The sequence below is a fragment of the Pseudomonadota bacterium genome (assembly GCA_027620075.1).
Taxonomy (GTDB): Bacteria; Pseudomonadota; Alphaproteobacteria; order Rickettsiales; family UBA6187; genus 1-14-0-20-39-49.
In genome coordinates this window covers 53,196-70,733 of the sequence record JAQCEY010000006.1, presented here as the reverse complement: position 1 = coordinate 70,733, position 17,538 = coordinate 53,196, and the positions used below count along the sequence as shown (strand labels likewise).

The window sequence follows — 17,538 nt, the reverse complement described above, 5'->3', positions numbered from 1 at the left end:
ATAAATATAGATTTCGTAAAAATCGTATTTTTTGACAGAATCTACCTTATTGAACACTGCTTATATTTTTATGCCGCAAATAACATTGATTCATCTTTAAAAGATTTGAACTCCAATGCATTACCGCTAGGGTCATAGAAGAACATTGTTGCCTGTTCCCCGGGTTTTCCTTCAAATCTTATATAAGGCTCTATAATGAAATCCATATTTTGTTCTTCGAGTTCTTTTGCAAGCTTAAGCCAGTTCGCCCAGTCAAGCACTATACCAAAATGCCTGACAGGAACAGACTTGCCGTCAACTTTGTTGTTTTGAGCTTTAGTGGTTTCTTCCGGCTTTAAGTGGACTGATAGTTGGTGACCAAAGAAGTTAAAATCTATCCATTTTTTGCTTGAGCGACCAATAGTGCAGCCCAATAACTGGGAATAGAATTTCTTACTTTTGTCCAGATCATTTGATGCTATTGCAAGGTGGAATGGTTGCATGACGTTTCTCTTTTTTTGTGTGTATAGTTTGTATAGACAAATATGATTTATTTGATTTATTAGCGCAAACGAGTTATTTTGCGTCGTGCATGAGAAAAACTCATAATGTATGATATATGAAGCGCAACTTGCCACCACTAAACAGTTTAAAAGCCTTTGAATCTGCTGCAAGGCATTGCAGTTTCACAGTCGCGGCCGATGAGCTTTGCGTAACCCAAGGGGCTGTTAGTAAGCAGATAAAACTTTTAGAAGAGTATCTTGAGTCAGAACTTTTTATAAGAACATCATCTGGGCTTGCTCTTACAGAAAAAGGCGAACAATATTACCTGAGTCTTAAAGAGTTTTTTAATAATATAGAGAATTCTACCAATTATATATTCAAAGATGTTGAGCCGGATAATTTACTTACGATAAACATATTACCAAGCTTAACAACAACATGGTTAATACCGAGGATACAGGACTTTAAGGATAAGAACACCGATATTGATGTGGTAATTAATATCGGTGATGGTGAAAATATTGATTTTGAGAATATAAATGCTGATATCGTTATTAGGGTGAGTGATAAACCGCTGAAAGGAGCTGAGAATGAAGTTCTGTTCAATGAAGCAATGTTAATGGTTTGCACTCCATCATTAATAAAGGATAATGAATTTAAAATTGAGGACATAACAAAATATAATTTGTTGGAACATACGGGTAGATCATTTGTATGGGAGCAATGTCTTGAATCATTGGGGATTAGCTATAAGAGTAAGAAGAATGTTCTGGCATTTGAACATTTCTTTATGATAACAAAAGCCGCAAAGCAGGGAATGGGATTTGCATTAGTACCTGACATAGTGGTGGAGGAGGAGCTTGAAAAAGGTAACCTGATAAATCCTCTGAACATAAAATACGAAACAGGTTATTCGTACTATATGGCGTATCAGGAGCGTAAAAAATCTAGTAGAAAAGTAAGGGCATTTAGAAATTGGTTAAGTCAGGATTATTGATAATATCATAGCCTAACTATTATATTTAAAATAGACTTTTGAGAATTGAGCTATTTATGTTACTATAAGGTGGCGTAAAGTGGTTGCAATGTAATTTTCAGAGGTTGTGGTGTCAAAGGGTGATGATGAAAATAAAGAGGTAGGAAGCAATAAAAGTGTTAGGGAGTTGCGAAGGAGAAATACTCTTGATGGTCTTGAAATAACAAATAATCCAAGAGCAGAAACTCACGCTGATGATGAGGTAGACAAGTTTATTGGAGCAGGCGATCAGGGAGAGGTTTATCGTGCAACCCATAAAAACGGTGAGGAGGTCGCCTTAAAAATACCAATAAGTGGGTATCCAGACTATAATAAGATGCAATTGTTAGAATATACTATGAAAAAAGCGATGCGCCAAGTTCTAGAGGATAAAGGTGATCCTGATCAAGATAGAGTTAATAAAGTTTATAATATTGAAAAAAGCACAGAATCTTTTGTAGATTCTCAAAAGCAGCATACTCTGCCTTTTACTATGGAATTGAGAAGAGAGGGAACTGCCGAAGACCTGGAAGACAAGAATCCGCAGCTTTATATAAAGGAAAAGAAGCAAATAGAAAAACTTGTCAGCCGATTAGATAAGCTTGGTTTTTATTTGGGAGAAGATATTATGAAAGACGATAACCTTTATGTGAAAGATGATAAACTACAGTTGGGTGACTGCGGCGGTGTTAAAGTAGATAAAGGAAGTACTGCAGATAAATATTTTCAAAAAGAACTTAAGAAGGCTGAGGAAGTAGTTGGAGCTAGTAAACTAAAACCTGAGGAAATTTATAGCGATAGAAGCCTGCAAGCAGAAAAGAGTGGTAAGAATTTATAATCAATAAATTTCAACCGTTTACTTCTCTTCTTCAGCATCAAGTCCATAAGCTGTATGTAATGCACGAAGAGCAAGTTCAGTATATTCTTCACTTATAAGGACACTTACTTTAATTTCAGAAGTTGAGATAACCAAAATATTTATGCTTTTTTCTGCTAATGTTTTGAACATTTTTTGTGCCAAACCTGCGTGGCTTCTCATGCCTACACCGATTACTGAAACTTTAGCTACGTTCTTATCTACCAGCATGGACTTATATTTTAATTTATCTTTAACGGATTCAATCGACGCTACCGCATTATCGGCATCTGACTTTGATACCGTAAATGTCATATCCGTTTCACCGCCGCCTTCACTGATATTCTGTACTATCATATCAACATTGATATCCTTATCGGTAAGCGGCTGAAAAACCTGTGCAGCCAGCCCCGGAGTGTTCGGAACCTTCGTAAGTGTTATCTGTGTTTCGTTTCTGCTGTAAGTTACACCTGTTACCAATCTTCTTTCCACGACTTCCTCCTCGTCAACTAATAAGCTTCCCTCAACATCGGCAAAGCTTGATAAAACCTGAACACGCACCCCGTATTTCATAGCCATTTCAACAGAACGTGTCTGCAACACTTTCGCACCAAGCGATGCCATTTCCAGCATTTCTTCGTAGGCTACTTTATTTAATTTACGTGCCTTGGGTACTAATCTCGGGTCGGTTGTATATATGCCGTCAACATCGGTATATATATCACAACGCTCCGCATCCATCGCCGCTGCAATTGCTACCGCAGATGTATCCGAACCGCCACGACCCAATGTTGCTATCCTGTTTTCATCGGTCACGCCCTGAAAACCGGCCACAACCGCTATCTCACCGTTATCCAGAGATTCTTTGAGGATATCCGTTTTTATGTTCTCAATGCGTGCCTTGCTGTGAGAAGCACAGGTCTGGAAGCCTATCTGCCAGCCAAGCCATGACCGAGCCTTTAGTCCCATTGACTGCAATGTAAGGGCAAGCAATCCTGACGTTACTTGTTCGCCGGACGATACCAGTGAGTCATATTCTTTTAATGCCGCCTCGTCACGCAGGTCTGAAACCTGTTCTGCCCAGCCTACAAGCTCGTTGGTCTTGCCGGACATAGCAGAAACTACAACAATTACCTGATTGCCGGCATCTATCTCACGCTTTACTAATGTGGCAACGTGCCTGATGCGTTCAATATCCGCAACGCTCGTTCCACCGAATTTCTGTACTATTATACCCATGATAATTATATGTATTTATTTATAAGCACAGGCGTATATAGTGGTTTTTTCATGAAATGTCTATAGTGCTTATATGTTTTATATAGTGAAAAAGTTTTAATCAAAAACCACTGGACAATTTACACCTTTGTTCGTACTGTTTTTTGGTTGCCGTGGTATATTCGGCATATAAAATTTTTATTTGGGTTTGCTATATGAAAAGAATATTACTTTTAGCATTTTCTGTTTGGCTGGCATTTTCAACAAATGCTTCTGCAGAAGTGGAAAAATATAAAATAGATACCGAGGGTGCACATGCCTTTATCCAATTCCGTATAAAGCACTTAGGATATAGCTGGCTATACGGAAGGTTCAACAGGTTTGAAGGAAATTTTACGATAGACCGTGAAAACCTTGAGAACTCACAAATAAATGTTGATATTGACGCATCCTCTATAGATAGTAACCATGCCGAAAGGGATAAGCATTTAAGGGCGGAAGAGTTTTTGAATACGGATATTCACCCTACGGCCAAGTTCGTATCTACGGCTCTTGAGCTAAACGAAGATAAAAAATCAGGTGTTTTAACCGGTGATCTTACATTAAAAAATATTACAAGACCTATAAAAATAAATGTAGAGTTGGTAGGAGAGGGCAAAGACCCTTGGGGCGGTTATAGAGCCGGCTTTGAAGGAAGAACGGCTTTCAAGCTAAAGGATTTCGGTATTGAGCGTGACTTGGGGCCAGCTTCTACAATAGTTGAAATGGTGCTATCGGTCGAAGGGATTAAACAGTAACAATCAACTAACTATTGTATCATTGAAAATCCCCGTAGCTTGCTATGGGGATTTTTTTAATAGTTGGGTAATGTTACGCCGCATTACACATTTTTTCGCTCAGGTAAGAATCTGCCTGAGATATCAATTCTGCCAGTATTTCAGCGATAGGCTGCTCTTTTTTAACCATGCCTACACTTTGCCCTGCCATAAGTGAGCCGTTTTCTACATCGCCGTCAATGACTGCTTTGCGTAATGCTCCTGCCCAGTAATGCTCAATCTGTAACTGTGCCTGCTCTTTATCAAGACTGCCTGCTCTGAATTTTGCTATCGTTTCAAGCTGTATTTTTTTAAAATCCTCAGTAGCTTTGTTCTCAATCGCACGTACGGGAATTACAGGGAAGTCAGGGTCTATCTGTACCGACGGCATTGCGTTCCTTGCGGCGGCTTTTATAAAAGCCCGTTTGAAGTTAGGGTGTGCGATAGATTCGGTAGCACATACAAAACGTGTTCCAAGCTGCACTCCTGCCGCACCCATCTCTAAATATGAAGCCATAGCCTCGCCCCTGCCTATACCACCGGCTACGAATATGGGAACTTCGTTTTTCAGTTCGGGGATAATCTCTTGTGCTAATACAGATGTAGCTACCGGCCCGATGTGACCTCCGGCTTCCATTCCCTCTATAACCAGTGCGTCTGCACCGGAGCGTATAAGCTTTTTACCTATAACCAACGCAGGTGCAAAACATATTACCTTCGCACCGAACGCCTTAATATCCTTTATAGTTTTTGAAGATGGCAAACCGCCTGCCAAAACAACATGCGTTACCTGCTCATCTTTACAGACTTCAACCAACGCTTCCAGATCAGGGTGCATAATTATAAGGTTAACGCCAAAAGGCTTATCGGTAAGCTTTTTTGTTGCTTGAATTTCGGTTCTTAACAGATCGGGAGTCATTGAACTGCATGCGATAACGCCAAAACCACCTGAATTTGAAATGCTAGATACAAGATTGCGTTCTGAAACCCAGCTCATCGCACCGCCCATTATCGCATATTCAGTGCCTAAAAACTCAGCCCCACGTTTCCATAAATCTTTTAATCTCTTCATTTTCCGACCTGTTTTATATAATTTTAGTAAATTTGCATTTAATTTACCTATTATTGTCATTCCACGAATTTGTTTAGTAAAACAAATTATAGTGGAATCCACATTTAAAAAAGTTAGGAAACTTTTTTAATATCGAAAAGTTTTCCTAAACTTTTCGAATTGGATCCCATGGTAAAAAATTTCTACTAAATTTTTTCCATAGGATGACAGAATAGTAAATTAAATGCAAATTTACTATAAAAAGCACGTCACTATACAGCAAAACCACATATTAAGGAAGTTAATTTGCGTCTATTTTTTTAGGAGTGTTCATGCTATTCTTTCATAACACGATCTTTTTGCCGCTGCCAGTCACGTTCCTTCAAAGCTTCACGCTTATCGTGCTGTTTTTTACCCTTTGCCAGACCTATCTCGATTTTAATAAGGTTTCTTTCATTAATATAAACCGACAATGGAATCAGGGTATAGCCCTTTACCTTCAGCTTACCGAAAAGCTTTTGTATCTCGGCACGGTGCATCAGTAATTTTCTCGGTCGTCTGGTGTGGTGCTGAAAATGGGTAGCTCCTTTATATTCGGCAATATAAGCCCCCATCATATAAACTTCACCGTTCTTTTGTTCGGCAAATGAGTCTATTATATTCACATTGCCTGCACGTATCGACTTTACCTCGCTGCCATGCAGCATTATGCCTGCTTCAAAACTATCCTCAATGAAATAATCATGCCGTGCCTTGCGATTTTGGGCAATAACCTTTCTCTCTTTCTCGCCCTGCTTACCCACTATATTAACCCTAAATCTTTTATTGCCCTTTCAACCTGCGGTCTTTTCTCTTCTAAAAGAGGTATCAAAGGCAAGCGTAGTTCGTTTTCACATAAGCCCATAAGGGAAGCGGCATATTTTGCCGGAGCGGGGCTTGAATCGCAGAACATGGCGGTATGCAAAGCAATCAGTTCATTTTGTAGCCTTGTAGCCTCGTCATATTTACCTGCAAGACATAACTCCTGAACTTTTACCACTTTTGCCGGAGCAACATTGGAGCTTACGGAAATCACACCGACACCGCCTTGTGCGTTAAACCCGACGGCAGTTGCGTCCTCGCCTGAAAGCAGGCAAAATTCACGCCCCTCAAGCTTATTTATCAATGAGCCTACACGGGACAAGTCCCCCGTGGCATCTTTTATACCTACGACATTTTCAAGTTCGGCAAGGCGTACTATAGTTTCATCTTTCATATCTATAACCGAACGACCGGGAATATTATATAATATCATCGGAATATCGGCGGCATCATGTATTGCCTTGAAATGCCGATACAAACCTTCCTGATTAGGCTTGTTATAATAAGGGGTGGCAACCAAGATTGCGTCGGCTCCTGCTTTTTGGGCGTGCTGTGCAAGGTTTATAGCCTCTGCGGTAGAATTTGAACCTGCACCGGCGATAACAGGCACTTTACCCTCTGCCGCCTCAACACATATATCGATTACCTGATTATGACGTTCATGCGTAAGGGTGGGCGATTCACCCGTAGTACCGCAAGGGACTAAACCGTGTATGCCTTCCTTTATCTGCCACTGTACAAAATCAGCGAATTTCCGCTCATCAACCTTGCCGTCCTTAAACGGCGTTATCAGTGCCGTAATAGCTCCTTTAAACATCCTTAATCCCGTTATAATTATATAAATGATGCGTTTTTATACTATTTTGACAAGTTTTTAGCAAGGGGTGATGAAAAATAATTGACATTATTTAACTAAGGGGTTATAAGTTGCCTCCCTTTTTGGATTATAGAAAACAGGTACAAGACAATGAAAGTTAGAGCATCAGTAAAACCAATGTGTAAAGATTGCAGAAGCATCAAGCGTAAGGGCAAATTACGTGTTATCTGCAAAACTAACCCTCGTCACAAGCAGGTTCAAGGCTAATTTATATAGCTTGTTAGAAGAATATTAAGAAATCCTATGTTATTCGCATGGGATTTTTTTTATGCCGTTTAGTGTAGTAATAAGTTACTATACTACGAAAAACCATCAAAAAAACCTTTATGCAGAGCTACCTATTAAGTAGTATAAGCGAATTGATAACGGTATATAAATTATGTTTAAATGCATGTATGATGAAAGACACGATATCTTAGATGCCTTTGTCGGTAATATGGGACAATCTGATTCAGGCAATGAGGATAAAACCCTGAGGCAAAGTTCAAGAAAGGCATTGGAAAGGGTTTTGTATGACCCTAATCTGGGTAAGATAGCCGTTGATTATTTCAGGGAATTAAAACAATTATCGGGTAAACACACATATCGGGAACTGGCACTTGATAAGGAGGATAATGAATTTAAACACAGGATTAATGATGTAAGGGATTTTCTTACTGAAAATTCGAGGAAGCTGCATTGTTCCGACCTTTTAAACCCAAGGGTGTTCGATAAAAAACAAATCGGAGCATCGGTTATTGCGGTCACCGCATTACCTGTTGTAGCGGCTCTTGGAGTTGTAGATGCAATTGCACACCCTCAAATCGTAGTAAACTCTTTTAAGAATATCATGCAGGACAGAAGCAATGGTGGATATCGGTTAACCGGCGAAGAACATAAAGGGGTAATTAGTGCGATATCCGCATGGACAGACACATTACAACCTGAATATGTCAAAGAAAATTATGATGAAATACGTAAAGGAAATGCAAGCAATCGTACCATAACAAACATTATAGGCAAAAAAGACAGGCACATATTATTTGAAAAAATGACCGGCATTCCGATCAAAGATGTCGATAAACAAATTAATCATGCGGCAAGTGCCGGTGTTATGGTTTAAATATACTACAAAGACCTAACCTGCCTTAATGCCTCACCAAGCACTATGCCTACCGATACGGCAACATTGAGCGAACGCACCCCTTTTGTCATAGTTATAGTTACGGCGTTTTTACAATAGCTTGTAACCTCAGGCGGCACACCTGCCGATTCACGTCCTAACAGCAGAATATCATTTTCCCGAAAGGAAAACTCGGTATATGGCGTGTCCGCTTTTGATGAGAGCAATACAATGCGGTAATCATTTTCTTGCGTCCATTTTTTAAAATCGTCCCATGAGTTATGTCTGGTATATTTCACCATATCCATATAATCCATACCCGCACGGCGTACTTTCCTGTCGTCAAACGGGAAGCCGCAAGGCTCTATTATCTCTACATCAACCCCCAAACATGCGGCAGTACGAAGATTCGTGCCTAAGTTCTGTGCTATATCGGGCTGATAAAGGGCTATTTTCATTTACTGATAAGCTTTTTATCTTGATTGCAAAGGATTGCCGTTTCGCTGATTTTTTATCTGGGAGCCGTGATTCTGTATGTTTGTCTTATCGGACGTATCGTCATATGTTTCTTTGACCTTATTTTTTTCACTTTCAACGACAGGGGTTTTAGGTGGCGATACCTTACCTATATCATCGGAATCGACATTTTCAATTTGGCTGAATGCTTTTCTAATATTATTATCAAGCATTTCTTCATAAGGGTTTTTCGGTCTTTCTTTCTCGGTAGAGGCTGGTGTTTTTGCAATTGAAGGCGTTCCCGTGTCAATTTCAACGTTCCTGAAGTTATCTTCTATCTCTCCTAACCCACCGGCATTTTTACCGACAAGACTCTTATCCTGCCTTGCGATTTGCTTTTGTAGCAAGGCATCTTTTTGTGCTTCGAACTTTTTAATATCCTGCTGTATTTTCTCCCTTGTATCCATATTATCCAGAACAGCTACGGCAGTACCTACAAAAATGTCTTTTAAAAGACCTATGGTATTAGCAATTACGCTATATGCCGAATATACGATATCGGAAGACTTATCGGCATTAAAATCGTCAAATATATTCTCTATCCTGCCTATTAGTCCTGTTTTCTTGCCCGCAGGTTTCTTTTCATTTGCAGGGTCGTATATAAAGCCAAGCATTGTTTTTGCGACATCGGCAGACTGCAAAGGATCGTCCATTAGGCTGCGGTAAGATTTCAAAGTACCGTTCAATGACTTCATGCGTTCTTCCAGACTTCTATCAACCCTTGAATCTTCTTTAGCCACACCGCCTGCAATCTTATCATGCAATTGATCCATTTGCTTATGGCTATATCGTTGTTGTACCGATTCATCGTCAGGGTCTTTTGCCAGTTTTTCAATAGCGTCACATACTATGTAACCGCAACCCCACTCGTTACCTATCGGTTGCTGTGCATTTGAAAGATCTTCGATTTGTCCGCCTTCAATATTGAAGTGTTTTTCAAGCTGCTTTTGCGTATGTTGTAAATTAGGGCTTTTGCCGTTTTTATATGCCGGATCAAGATAACGTACCGCTATATTTTGTTTGCCGTCGGTTTCTCCGCTGCGTTCGCTAACCTCTGCCAATATCCAGTGGTCACCTTTTTTAGATATATCTCCTTCAAAATTAACGTTAAGCGGAATAAGAAGCCGGTCAGGGGCTACTCCTGACGCTAAATTTTGCTCACGTAAGGCATCGGGCTTGGAATCAAGTATTTCTTTTAGCCTGTCACCGAAATTTTTTATGTCGGTAGCCTCAACAACAGCTACGGAAGGGCGAAGGTCTGAAACTGCCCCTACAGGTTCATAGTCGGAATCAAAGAGATTAACTTCACCCGCATTTCTTAAAGCAGAACGATTTGCCTTATCAACACCGAAATTGCTTAACCATTTTGATTTATCTATTCGGCTGTTATCACTACGGTTTACGGCAGGCAAAAATGAATTGCCGATTTCCTCTGCACTTAAATTATCGTTTGATACCGGTTCATATTCATATAACTTTACATTTGGGTCGAACGAAACTCCTCTAGCTTGCGACTGTTGTGCCACACCGTTCCTTTGGGCAATTTCATTTAGCCTTATTTGACCGTTTGCTGATATATCATTACTATTTGCCGAAGGGTAATTCTCATTGAAGGCATTGACTATGCCTTCAGAAGATATCGCAAGCGGGTTATCAGCTTCCATTATTGCCCTGCCTGCCTCAGCCACCCTATAGCCGCACGACATGCCGTCAGTCTGATGTTGAGCTGAAATATCCCTTATATCCCCTACAGGTCTAAATGATGCGTCCCTTTCATTATCTAACTCGACCTGAATAACGTTTTTTATTGTGTCTGAGCGTCCGTCCGCACCAAAAGAATCGTAGTAAACGGTATTAATATTATTGCCCTCATCCTTAACAAAAGCTGCCATTGTCCAGTGACCGCCTCCTTTATTTATCGGCAATAAATATCTGTCAGCTTCGGGATTTTCCTGAAAAGCCCTTTTGACAGTACCCACATCGGGTATTATATCTCCTTCATCTCCGCCTATATTCTGTCTTTCAGCCGATTGACTTCTTCCTATTACCACCCTTTGCTGCTGCTCAGGCGGTAGTGCAGACCTATAATCCTGTAAAAAAGCATTTATATTATTTTCTGACAACCAGCCATCGTTATTATCTATAGAATAAGGATTAAGCTCACCCTGATTCCCATGGATATCTCTCAATGAAGGGTTATTACCGCTGCCAGTTCTACCGGACTCTTTTGTCATTCATTTGTTCTCGACTAAATTATGAGCATCAATTATATCACAAATACTTACCTTATTAAATAACAAATATGCTTGCATTTGTTAATCTAAAGGTGTTTTATTAATCTATTATTTCAATTTATAATTAATTTATTGAGGTAAATTGCTTTACAATTTACGTTAAGCGAGTTTAAACTAAGGCAACATTAATTAAAATACATTTAATACGGGCATATAAAAATGAAACGTTTTTTTATCACTATCATAGTTTTTGTAGTAATTTTTGCCGGTTTATATAGCGGAGTATGGTTCTATAACGCTAATGCCGTAAAGCTAAACACCGAACAGGCTATTTTAACCCTTACCAAGGATCTTGGCGGTAAAAAGTCCGATTTTATATTTTCCGATACGCAAATTAGCGGTTTTCCTTTAAATTATAAGGTGCAGATAAACAAGCCGAGATTTATTCTGAACGATCAGGATATCTCGGTCGATATGTCCTCTGATGAACCTCTTATTGTTGAATCCGACATATTGGCATCTAGTTATACTGCAACACTTCCACAAGATATAATCGTAAAGAGCGGTGAGTCGCTGGAAGAAAACTATACTATAAGATATAACGGTAATGCTCGGATAAACATAACATCAGATGCAAAAGGACTGCTTCAAAAAATTAAATCCGCATTATCTTCAGGCGGTGATGAGAACTTTTATCAGGTAAAGAACGCCAAATATATCGATAAAGGTTATTCATATATAAACCCTATTACTCAGGAAGTAATAGCCTCGGCGGAAGGACAGACAATCGAGATAGACTTGATAGGTCTGGGCGAATATAACCTTAAAGCTAATATTGCCGACCAGTACTTCAAGTCATTTAATGAAATTTCAGATAACGGCAAAAAGATAGGAAACCTTAATATTGATGCCGATATAATATATAAGGAAGATTTAGGAGATAAGCTTAACTTCAACAAGCTTGTCGTAAGTTCCGATAATTTTTCTATTGATGTAAAAGGTCATGCGGCAGGTTCTAATATTGAAGCGTTTCCCTATGGCGTTCTGGAAATTAAAGTATCAAATTATGAGGACTTCATAGACTTTCAGGCAACCGTGTTAAATGACATAGTCAAAAAATCCGGTCTTCCCGTATTTAACCTAAAAGACAAGCAGATATCACGTTTCAAGGACTTTTTGAGCAAGGTTGCCACCGAAACAAACAACGAAGGGCAAGATATAGTTATCAGCCTGAAGAGGGAAGAAGGTCAGGCTATAAATATCGGCAAATACAGCTTTATTGAGGCAGTGCATTTGTATAACGGCGGCACTATTGAAACTGTTACCACGCCTGCCTCAAAAGAATTCGTGACCGAAGATATCATTGAGCATGAGTAATTATTTTTTAACCGGTTCACCGATAACATATTAACCGAACTTGCCTTTGATATAGTCTTTAGTCTTTTTGTCTTGCGGCTCATTAAACACCTGCTTGGTATTGCCGAATTCTATCAGGTTTCCCAAGTGGAAAAATCCGGTATAATCGGATATTCTCCTTGCCTGCTGCATAGAATGCGTTACCATAACTATCGTGAATTTTTGCTTCAACTCAAGTATCAGCTCCTCAATGGTGGCGGTTGCTATAGGGTCAAGAGCGGAGCAAGGCTCGTCCATTAATATTACCTCGGGTTTTACTGCAATAGCACGGGCGATACACAACCTTTGTTGCTGCCCGCCTGAAAGCCCTGTTCCGGATTCATTCAGGCGGTCTTTCACCTCATCAAACAAGCCTGCTCTTTTAAGGCTTTTTTCAACGACCGCATCCAGTTCGTCTTTTGTTTTTGTCAGACCGTGTATTCTAGGCCCGTAGGCAACATTGTCATATATAGACTTGGGGAAAGGATTGGGTTTTTGAAAAACCATGCCTATTTTTGAACGCAATACCACAACGTCCACCCTCTTGTTGTATATGTCTTCGTCATCAAGTTTTATAGTTCCCGTTATTTTACAATTTTCAACCGTATCGTTCATACGGTTCAGGCAACGCAGGAATGTTGACTTACCGCACCCTGAAGGTCCTATTAAAGCTGTAACGGCATTTTTTTGAATATCCATGCCCACATCGAACAATGCCTGTTTTTTACCGTAAAAAACATTAACATCACGTGCAGCCATCCGAATTTTGCCATTATTTTTCGACATAGACTACCACCTTATCTCAAATTTCTTTCTCAAATACACCGCCAATGCGTTTGCGAAAATAAGTACTACAAGCAGAACTATTATTGCAGCAGAGGCTTTTTCTTTAAAGCCGTATTCAGGCGTATCCGACCATCTGTAAATCTGTGTGGGCATTACCGTTGCCGCACTAGTAAATCCCTGCGGCATATCAACCACGAATGCGTTAAGACCGACCATAAGCAACGGAGCTGTTTCCCCCAAAACTCTGGCTATACTTAATATAGTACCGGTCATGATTCCGGGCATGGCAAGGGGAAGTACATGGTGTAAAGTAGTCTGCACTTTTGACGCACCAAGTGCGGTAGCACCGTCCCTTATAGATTGCGGTATAGCTCTTATTGATGTTCTTGTAGCAATAACTATTATGGGCAGGGCCATCATAGCCAGAGTAAGCCCTCCCACCAAAGATGATGAGCGTGGCAGCCCGAACATCTGTATGTAAACGACTACGCCGAGCAATCCGAAAACTATTGACGGGACGGCAGCAAGGTTATTGATATTGACCTCGATAAAGTCGGTAAATTTATTTTTAGGTGCAAATTCCTCAAGATATATAGCCGTCATAACCCCCAAAGGGAATGCTACCAACATACATGAGATTATCACAAAGATTGAACCTATAAGACTCCCCAAGATACCTGCCGTTTCAGGTTCGCTTGAGTCACCCGATGAGAAGAAGGTGGTATTGAAGGACTTTTTTATCAGCCCTTTTTCCTTTAATTCATCAAGCCAAGCCAATTGCCTGTCATTTAACCTGCGCAGTTTTTCATCTATTGATGTATCGACCTTACCTTTTATATACATATCGGCATCAGATGATAGCAGCACCCAAACATCTACGATCTTACCCGTATTTTCGGGATTTTCACTCAAAAAATCCTTTATTCTATAAGCCATTGCCTTTGTGCTTACCAAAGCGTCAAGATCTTGTTGCTCGTTTCGTTTTGAAACTTCGGGAAACTCGCTTCTTATAGCTTCTTTTATTATCAGCAGGAAGTTATCCTCTTCGACAAGTTCTTTAGAATAATTTACAGAAAGCTTTATTTCCGAGCTGACAAAAGCACTATATCCTTTACTAATTATACTGTAAAGCAGGCTGAACAGAAACATTACCGATATTGAAATAGCTATTATGCCGTAGGCTTTAAGCCTTTTTTCGGCGGCTCTCCTTTTGGCGACACTTCCCTCTACAGCTCTATTAATGCGTTTACGCTTCATGAGCTTTTTATAGGCTCTTGGTTTTCGCTTTATAAAATTATAGAATTTTTGTATCTTATTCATATTGCTCCTTATATCTTTTTACTATTTTAAGGGCAATAATATTAAGTATAAGGGTTACGATGAACAATGATAGCCCAAGGGCAAAGGCTGCCAATGTCTGAGGGCTGTCGAATGCCTGATCTCCGGTTAGCAGTGCTACTATTTGCACTGTAACGGTAGTGACTTTCTCAAGCGGATTTGCCGTAAGAGTGGCAGTGTAACCTACCGCCATTACAACTATCATGGTTTCACCTATCGCACGTGATATACCCAGAAGCACCGCACTTATAATGCCGGGTAATGCAGCGGGTAATACAACTTTATTTATGGTCTCTGCCTTGGTTGAGCCAAGTGCCAGCGAAGCGTCTCTTAAAGAATCGGGAACGGAATTGATAACGTCATCTGATAATGATAGTATGAAAGGTATTATCATTATCCCCATTACCAGTCCGGCGACCAACGCACTTTCTGAGGCAACGTCCAGACCGATAGCTTCGCCTGCCGCTCTTATGGCGGGTGCAATGGAAGCTACCGCAAAAAAACCGTAAACAACGGTGGGTACTCCTGCCAGCATTTCCAATACGGGTTTTATTTTTGCTCTGAAAGAGCGTGACGCATACTCCGAAAGGTAAATTGCCGAATATAATCCCAAAGGTGTGGCTATAAAAATTGCTATAACTGTGATTAGAATAGTTCCGGCAAATACTGGTATTGCACCAAATGCGTTCGAGCTTTGCGGATTCCATAACGTACCGAACAGAAAATCGTTTACAGGCACTTCTTCAAAGAATCGTATTGATTCGAACAATACCGAAAGAACTATAAGTATGGTAACGGCAATAGATATACTTGCAGACACAAACAGGGAGATCCTTACCCATTTTTCCATACGCAGTGTAGGATTTATTTTTTTATTAAAATATATCGAATTGTTAGCCATACGTTGCAACCATATCATCCCCTATCTTGCTTAGTGAATATAGTAGATAACATGTAAATTTCAACCATTAAAAATACTAGTGTTTTAATATGGTTTAAATATACTTATAAATTGCATAATAATCATAAAATGACACTTGAAGTTTAGATGTCGGCGAGTATATTAAAAACAATATATCGAATATTTAAAAAAAGAAAATTTTTATATCTTAGGAGCTTAACTATGAGTAGAGAATATTTTGAACGTATAGCCGTACTTGGTCAGTATATTTTAAACAGAGTAAATGAGTTCCGTCCCGATGTGTCCATTGAGGATAATATGGAAAGTGCGGTGACCCTCGGTCCTAACCCGTACAGACCTGAAATAGCCGATGACGGCTCTTTGCTGATTGAATTTTCTTACGGCTTGCCTTCACGTTTTTATACCCCGCTCGGCAGTTTTGATTTTTGCGGTGAGGGTGTAATAAAAGAGGGCAAAGGCGAAGTAGGTGCAAGGATTGCTTCCGAGCTTATATCAAGGTTTAACCTGAAAGAGGTATCCCCTGCCGGCAAAAACGGAAAAAAACATATCGGTCCTATATTATCCGTAGGTAATGACTTAAACGGCAGATCTTTTACCATACCTGATATCAGCTCTCTTCCTGAAGGCAGACCTTATGAGGACGGATTTATAGATTTTGAGGAAAGGGTAAGAATCTGGAACGAGATAAAACCTGACTTACAATATGTACGCCAACAGGCAAAAGAAGCCAGCTTTGAAGTTTAAAATAAATTAATTAGTAATATTTATTATTTAGTTCTATAAAAAAGCAATGCCGAATATATTTTTGGTATCCGTTAAGAAAAAATAGAACAAGATTTGAATATGACTAACAAAGAAAACCCTTTCGAACATTTTGACAAATGGTTCAAAGAAGCCAAAAACCATAAAAATGTGGTTGAGCCTGAGGCTATGAATATTGCTACGGCAACTAAAGAAGGTATCCCTACCAACCGCATGGTGTTGCTTAAAGGCTATGATGAAAAAGGCTTTGTTTTTTATACCAACCTTGAAAGCCGTAAAGGTGAGCAGTTAAAGGAAAACCCGAAAGCCTCATTATGTTTTTATTGGGAAGCTATGGGGCGGCAGGTAAGGATTGAAGGTGATGTCGTTTCCGTATCGGACGAGGAAGCAGATGCTTATTTTAATTCACGTGCTTTAAAAAGCAGGATAGGTGCTTGGGCATCTATGCAGTCCCGATCTTTGGGCAGTAAATCCGAATTAATAAAGAAAGTGGCGGAATACGGTGCAAAATCGGCAAAGGGAAAAGTTGAACGTCCGCCGTTCTGGTCGGGCTTCAGGGTTATCCCTAACAGAATGGAGTTCTGGCAAAAGGGCGAGTATCGCATACATGACCGTACTTACTACACATTAAATAACGGTCAATGGGAGTCCGGTTTGTTGTACCCGTAATTATAATATAGGTAATGTTGTGAAAAATACAAAGAGATGGAGTGTTGTAATTATTACAATCCACTGGCTGACGGTAATTTGTGTGGTCGGACTTTTTGTAGTCGGCTGGTGGATGACGGAGCTTGATTATTATAGCAAGTGGTACAGAACCGCTCCTTTTATTCATAAAAGCATAGGTATCACATTATTAATTGTTACGGCATTCCGGCTTTTATATAAATTAAAAACAGGCTCTCCTGCCCCCCTGCCTAGCCATAAACCGATAGAGGTAAAGCTGGCTCACCTTATGCATAAAGCATTATATGCATTATTATTTGCCGTACTTTTCAGTGGTTATTTTATTTCCACCGCCGACGGTCGCCCTATATCGGTGTTTAACCTGTTTGAAGTGCCGGCTCTTCCGTGGAGCATAGACAAACAGGAAGATATTGCAGGCGATATACATTTTTTTCTGGCATGCTTCCTGATAGGTTTTGCATCTTTGCACGCACTGGCAGCCTTAAAACATCATTTTATAGAAAAAGATGAGACTTTAAAAAGGATGTTAAGGCTAAAGCGTGATAGGAACAAGTACTAAAGGACACTTTCACAGCCCCAAGCATGGATAACAATTATATATTCTAATAGTAAAGCGGTAG

General features: G+C 39.8%; 18 protein-coding genes and 1 pseudogene. 9 read left to right on the top strand and 10 right to left on the bottom strand.

Translation table 11 applies throughout. From position 1 onward, the window contains the following. Nucleotides 1–68: 68 nt before the first annotated feature. The gene (locus O2942_08710; protein ID MDA0782328.1) at nt 69–482 is read right to left on the bottom strand and encodes a VOC family protein; all 414 of its coding nucleotides are present in this window, start codon (nt 480–482) and stop codon (nt 69–71) included. A gap of 116 nt (nt 483–598) precedes the next feature. On the opposite strand from O2942_08710, the gene O2942_08705 reads away from it, so the two are divergent. Further along, a complete protein-coding gene (locus O2942_08705; protein MDA0782327.1) occupies nt 599–1,480 on the top strand; it encodes a LysR substrate-binding domain-containing protein in 882 nt (293 codons plus the stop codon). Nucleotides 1,481–1,589: 109 nt separating this feature from the next. Beyond that, nucleotides 1,590–2,336, top strand: coding sequence for a hypothetical protein (locus tag O2942_08700; protein MDA0782326.1), 747 nt, complete (start codon nt 1,590–1,592; stop codon nt 2,334–2,336). Nucleotides 2,337–2,354: 18 nt separating this feature from the next. Here O2942_08700 and O2942_08695 read toward each other — a convergent pair whose 3' ends face one another. Beyond that, nucleotides 2,355–3,593: an aspartate kinase gene (locus O2942_08695; protein MDA0782325.1), complete on the bottom strand. Its 1,239-nt coding sequence runs from the start codon at nt 3,591–3,593 to the stop codon at nt 2,355–2,357. Nucleotides 3,594–3,787: 194 nt separating this feature from the next. Between O2942_08695 and O2942_08690 the strand changes: the two genes are divergently transcribed. Continuing rightward, nucleotides 3,788–4,369, top strand: coding sequence for a YceI family protein (locus O2942_08690; GenBank protein MDA0782324.1), 582 nt, complete (start codon nt 3,788–3,790; stop codon nt 4,367–4,369). A gap of 73 nt (nt 4,370–4,442) precedes the next feature. On the opposite strand, the gene O2942_08685 is transcribed toward O2942_08690, so the two are convergent. From O2942_08685 to dapA, 3 genes are all read right to left on the bottom strand, one after another. Then, nucleotides 4,443–5,459 (bottom strand): nitronate monooxygenase, encoded by a 1,017-nt coding sequence (locus O2942_08685; protein MDA0782323.1) that lies wholly within the window; start codon nt 5,457–5,459, stop codon nt 4,443–4,445. A 314-nt stretch (nt 5,460–5,773) separates the two neighbouring features. Further along, on the bottom strand, nt 5,774–6,241 hold the full coding sequence (gene smpB, locus O2942_08680) for an SsrA-binding protein SmpB (protein ID MDA0782322.1): 468 nt from the start codon (nt 6,239–6,241) through the stop codon (nt 5,774–5,776). Further along, nucleotides 6,241–7,116, bottom strand: a complete 876-nt coding sequence (dapA, locus tag O2942_08675) for a 4-hydroxy-tetrahydrodipicolinate synthase (protein MDA0782321.1) — start codon at nt 7,114–7,116, stop codon at nt 6,241–6,243. Before dapA ends, smpB begins: the two co-directional genes overlap by 1 nt. 150 nt (nt 7,117–7,266) lie before the next feature. Here dapA and rpmJ point away from each other — a divergent pair, with 150 nt between their 5' ends. Both rpmJ and O2942_08665 read left to right on the top strand, forming a co-directional pair. Further along, nucleotides 7,267–7,383 carry a 50S ribosomal protein L36 gene (gene rpmJ / locus O2942_08670; GenBank protein MDA0782320.1) on the top strand — a complete coding sequence of 39 codons (117 nt, stop codon included), beginning with the start codon at nt 7,267–7,269 and terminating at the stop codon, nt 7,381–7,383. A gap of 172 nt (nt 7,384–7,555) precedes the next feature. Further along, nucleotides 7,556–8,278, top strand: coding sequence for a hypothetical protein (locus O2942_08665; GenBank protein MDA0782319.1), 723 nt, complete (start codon nt 7,556–7,558; stop codon nt 8,276–8,278). Between the two features lie 5 nt (nt 8,279–8,283). Here the strand turns inward: O2942_08665 and O2942_08660 are convergent, their stop codons facing one another. After that, nucleotides 8,284–8,736, bottom strand: coding sequence for a tRNA (cytidine(34)-2'-O)-methyltransferase (locus O2942_08660; GenBank protein MDA0782318.1), 453 nt, complete (start codon nt 8,734–8,736; stop codon nt 8,284–8,286). Nucleotides 8,737–8,751: 15 nt separating this feature from the next. Beyond that, entirely contained in the window at nt 8,752–11,028 is a 2,277-nt protein-coding gene (locus O2942_08655) for a hypothetical protein (protein MDA0782317.1), read from the bottom strand. Nucleotides 11,029–11,247: 219 nt separating this feature from the next. Between O2942_08655 and O2942_08650 the strand changes: the two genes are divergently transcribed. Beyond that, nucleotides 11,248–12,405 (top strand): hypothetical protein, encoded by a 1,158-nt coding sequence (locus O2942_08650; protein ID MDA0782316.1) that lies wholly within the window; start codon nt 11,248–11,250, stop codon nt 12,403–12,405. Nucleotides 12,406–12,435: 30 nt separating this feature from the next. Here the strand turns inward: O2942_08650 and pstB are convergent, their stop codons facing one another. From pstB to pstC, 3 genes and pseudogenes are all read right to left on the bottom strand, one after another. Next, a complete protein-coding gene (gene pstB, locus O2942_08645; protein ID MDA0782315.1) occupies nt 12,436–13,209 on the bottom strand; it encodes a phosphate ABC transporter ATP-binding protein PstB in 774 nt (257 codons plus the stop codon). 3 nt (nt 13,210–13,212) lie between these two features. Then, on the bottom strand, nt 13,213–14,529 hold the full coding sequence (gene pstA, locus O2942_08640) for a phosphate ABC transporter permease PstA (protein ID MDA0782314.1): 1,317 nt from the start codon (nt 14,527–14,529) through the stop codon (nt 13,213–13,215). Further along, nucleotides 14,522–15,415: pseudogene (pstC, locus tag O2942_08635) on the bottom strand (phosphate ABC transporter permease subunit PstC). Before pstC ends, pstA begins: the two are co-directional and overlap by 8 nt. 255 nt (nt 15,416–15,670) lie before the next feature. Here pstC and O2942_08630 point away from each other — a divergent pair. The 3 genes from O2942_08630 to O2942_08620 all read left to right on the top strand — a co-directional run bounded on the left by O2942_08630 (nt 15,671) and on the right by O2942_08620 (nt 17,477). After that, complete coding sequence (locus tag O2942_08630; GenBank protein ID MDA0782313.1) at nt 15,671–16,213, top strand: hypothetical protein; 543 nt, start codon at nt 15,671–15,673, stop codon at nt 16,211–16,213. Between the two features lie 99 nt (nt 16,214–16,312). Further along, on the top strand, nt 16,313–16,900 hold the full coding sequence (gene pdxH / locus O2942_08625) for a pyridoxamine 5'-phosphate oxidase (GenBank protein ID MDA0782312.1): 588 nt from the start codon (nt 16,313–16,315) through the stop codon (nt 16,898–16,900). A 19-nt stretch (nt 16,901–16,919) separates the two neighbouring features. After that, nucleotides 16,920–17,477 (top strand): cytochrome b, encoded by a 558-nt coding sequence (locus tag O2942_08620; protein ID MDA0782311.1) that lies wholly within the window; start codon nt 16,920–16,922, stop codon nt 17,475–17,477. The last annotated feature ends 61 nt before the right edge of the window (nt 17,478–17,538 follow it).

Excerpts from the sequence above, each read along its gene's own strand:
- dapA (MDA0782321.1), bottom strand. The coding sequence starts at position 7,116 with ATGTTTAAAGGAGCTATTACGGCACTGATAACGCCGTTTAAGGACGGC.
- O2942_08665 (MDA0782319.1), top strand. The coding sequence starts at position 7,556 with ATGTTTAAATGCATGTATGATGAAAGACACGATATCTTAGATGCCTTT.
- O2942_08655 (MDA0782317.1), bottom strand. The coding sequence starts at position 11,028 with ATGACAAAAGAGTCCGGTAGAACTGGCAGCGGTAATAACCCTTCATTG.
- O2942_08695 (MDA0782325.1), bottom strand. The coding sequence starts at position 3,593 with ATGGGTATAATAGTACAGAAATTCGGTGGAACGAGCGTTGCGGATATT.
- O2942_08660 (MDA0782318.1), bottom strand. The coding sequence starts at position 8,736 with ATGAAAATAGCCCTTTATCAGCCCGATATAGCACAGAACTTAGGCACG.
- pdxH (MDA0782312.1), top strand. The coding sequence starts at position 16,313 with ATGACTAACAAAGAAAACCCTTTCGAACATTTTGACAAATGGTTCAAA.
- O2942_08690 (MDA0782324.1), top strand. The coding sequence starts at position 3,788 with ATGAAAAGAATATTACTTTTAGCATTTTCTGTTTGGCTGGCATTTTCA.
- pstB (MDA0782315.1), bottom strand. The coding sequence starts at position 13,209 with ATGTCGAAAAATAATGGCAAAATTCGGATGGCTGCACGTGATGTTAAT.
- pstA (MDA0782314.1), bottom strand. The coding sequence starts at position 14,529 with ATGAATAAGATACAAAAATTCTATAATTTTATAAAGCGAAAACCAAGA.
- O2942_08710 (MDA0782328.1), bottom strand. The coding sequence starts at position 482 with ATGCAACCATTCCACCTTGCAATAGCATCAAATGATCTGGACAAAAGT.
- O2942_08650 (MDA0782316.1), top strand. The coding sequence starts at position 11,248 with ATGAAACGTTTTTTTATCACTATCATAGTTTTTGTAGTAATTTTTGCC.
- O2942_08705 (MDA0782327.1), top strand. The coding sequence starts at position 599 with ATGAAGCGCAACTTGCCACCACTAAACAGTTTAAAAGCCTTTGAATCT.
- O2942_08685 (MDA0782323.1), bottom strand. The coding sequence starts at position 5,459 with ATGAAGAGATTAAAAGATTTATGGAAACGTGGGGCTGAGTTTTTAGGC.
- rpmJ (MDA0782320.1), top strand. The coding sequence starts at position 7,267 with ATGAAAGTTAGAGCATCAGTAAAACCAATGTGTAAAGATTGCAGAAGC.
- O2942_08630 (MDA0782313.1), top strand. The coding sequence starts at position 15,671 with ATGAGTAGAGAATATTTTGAACGTATAGCCGTACTTGGTCAGTATATT.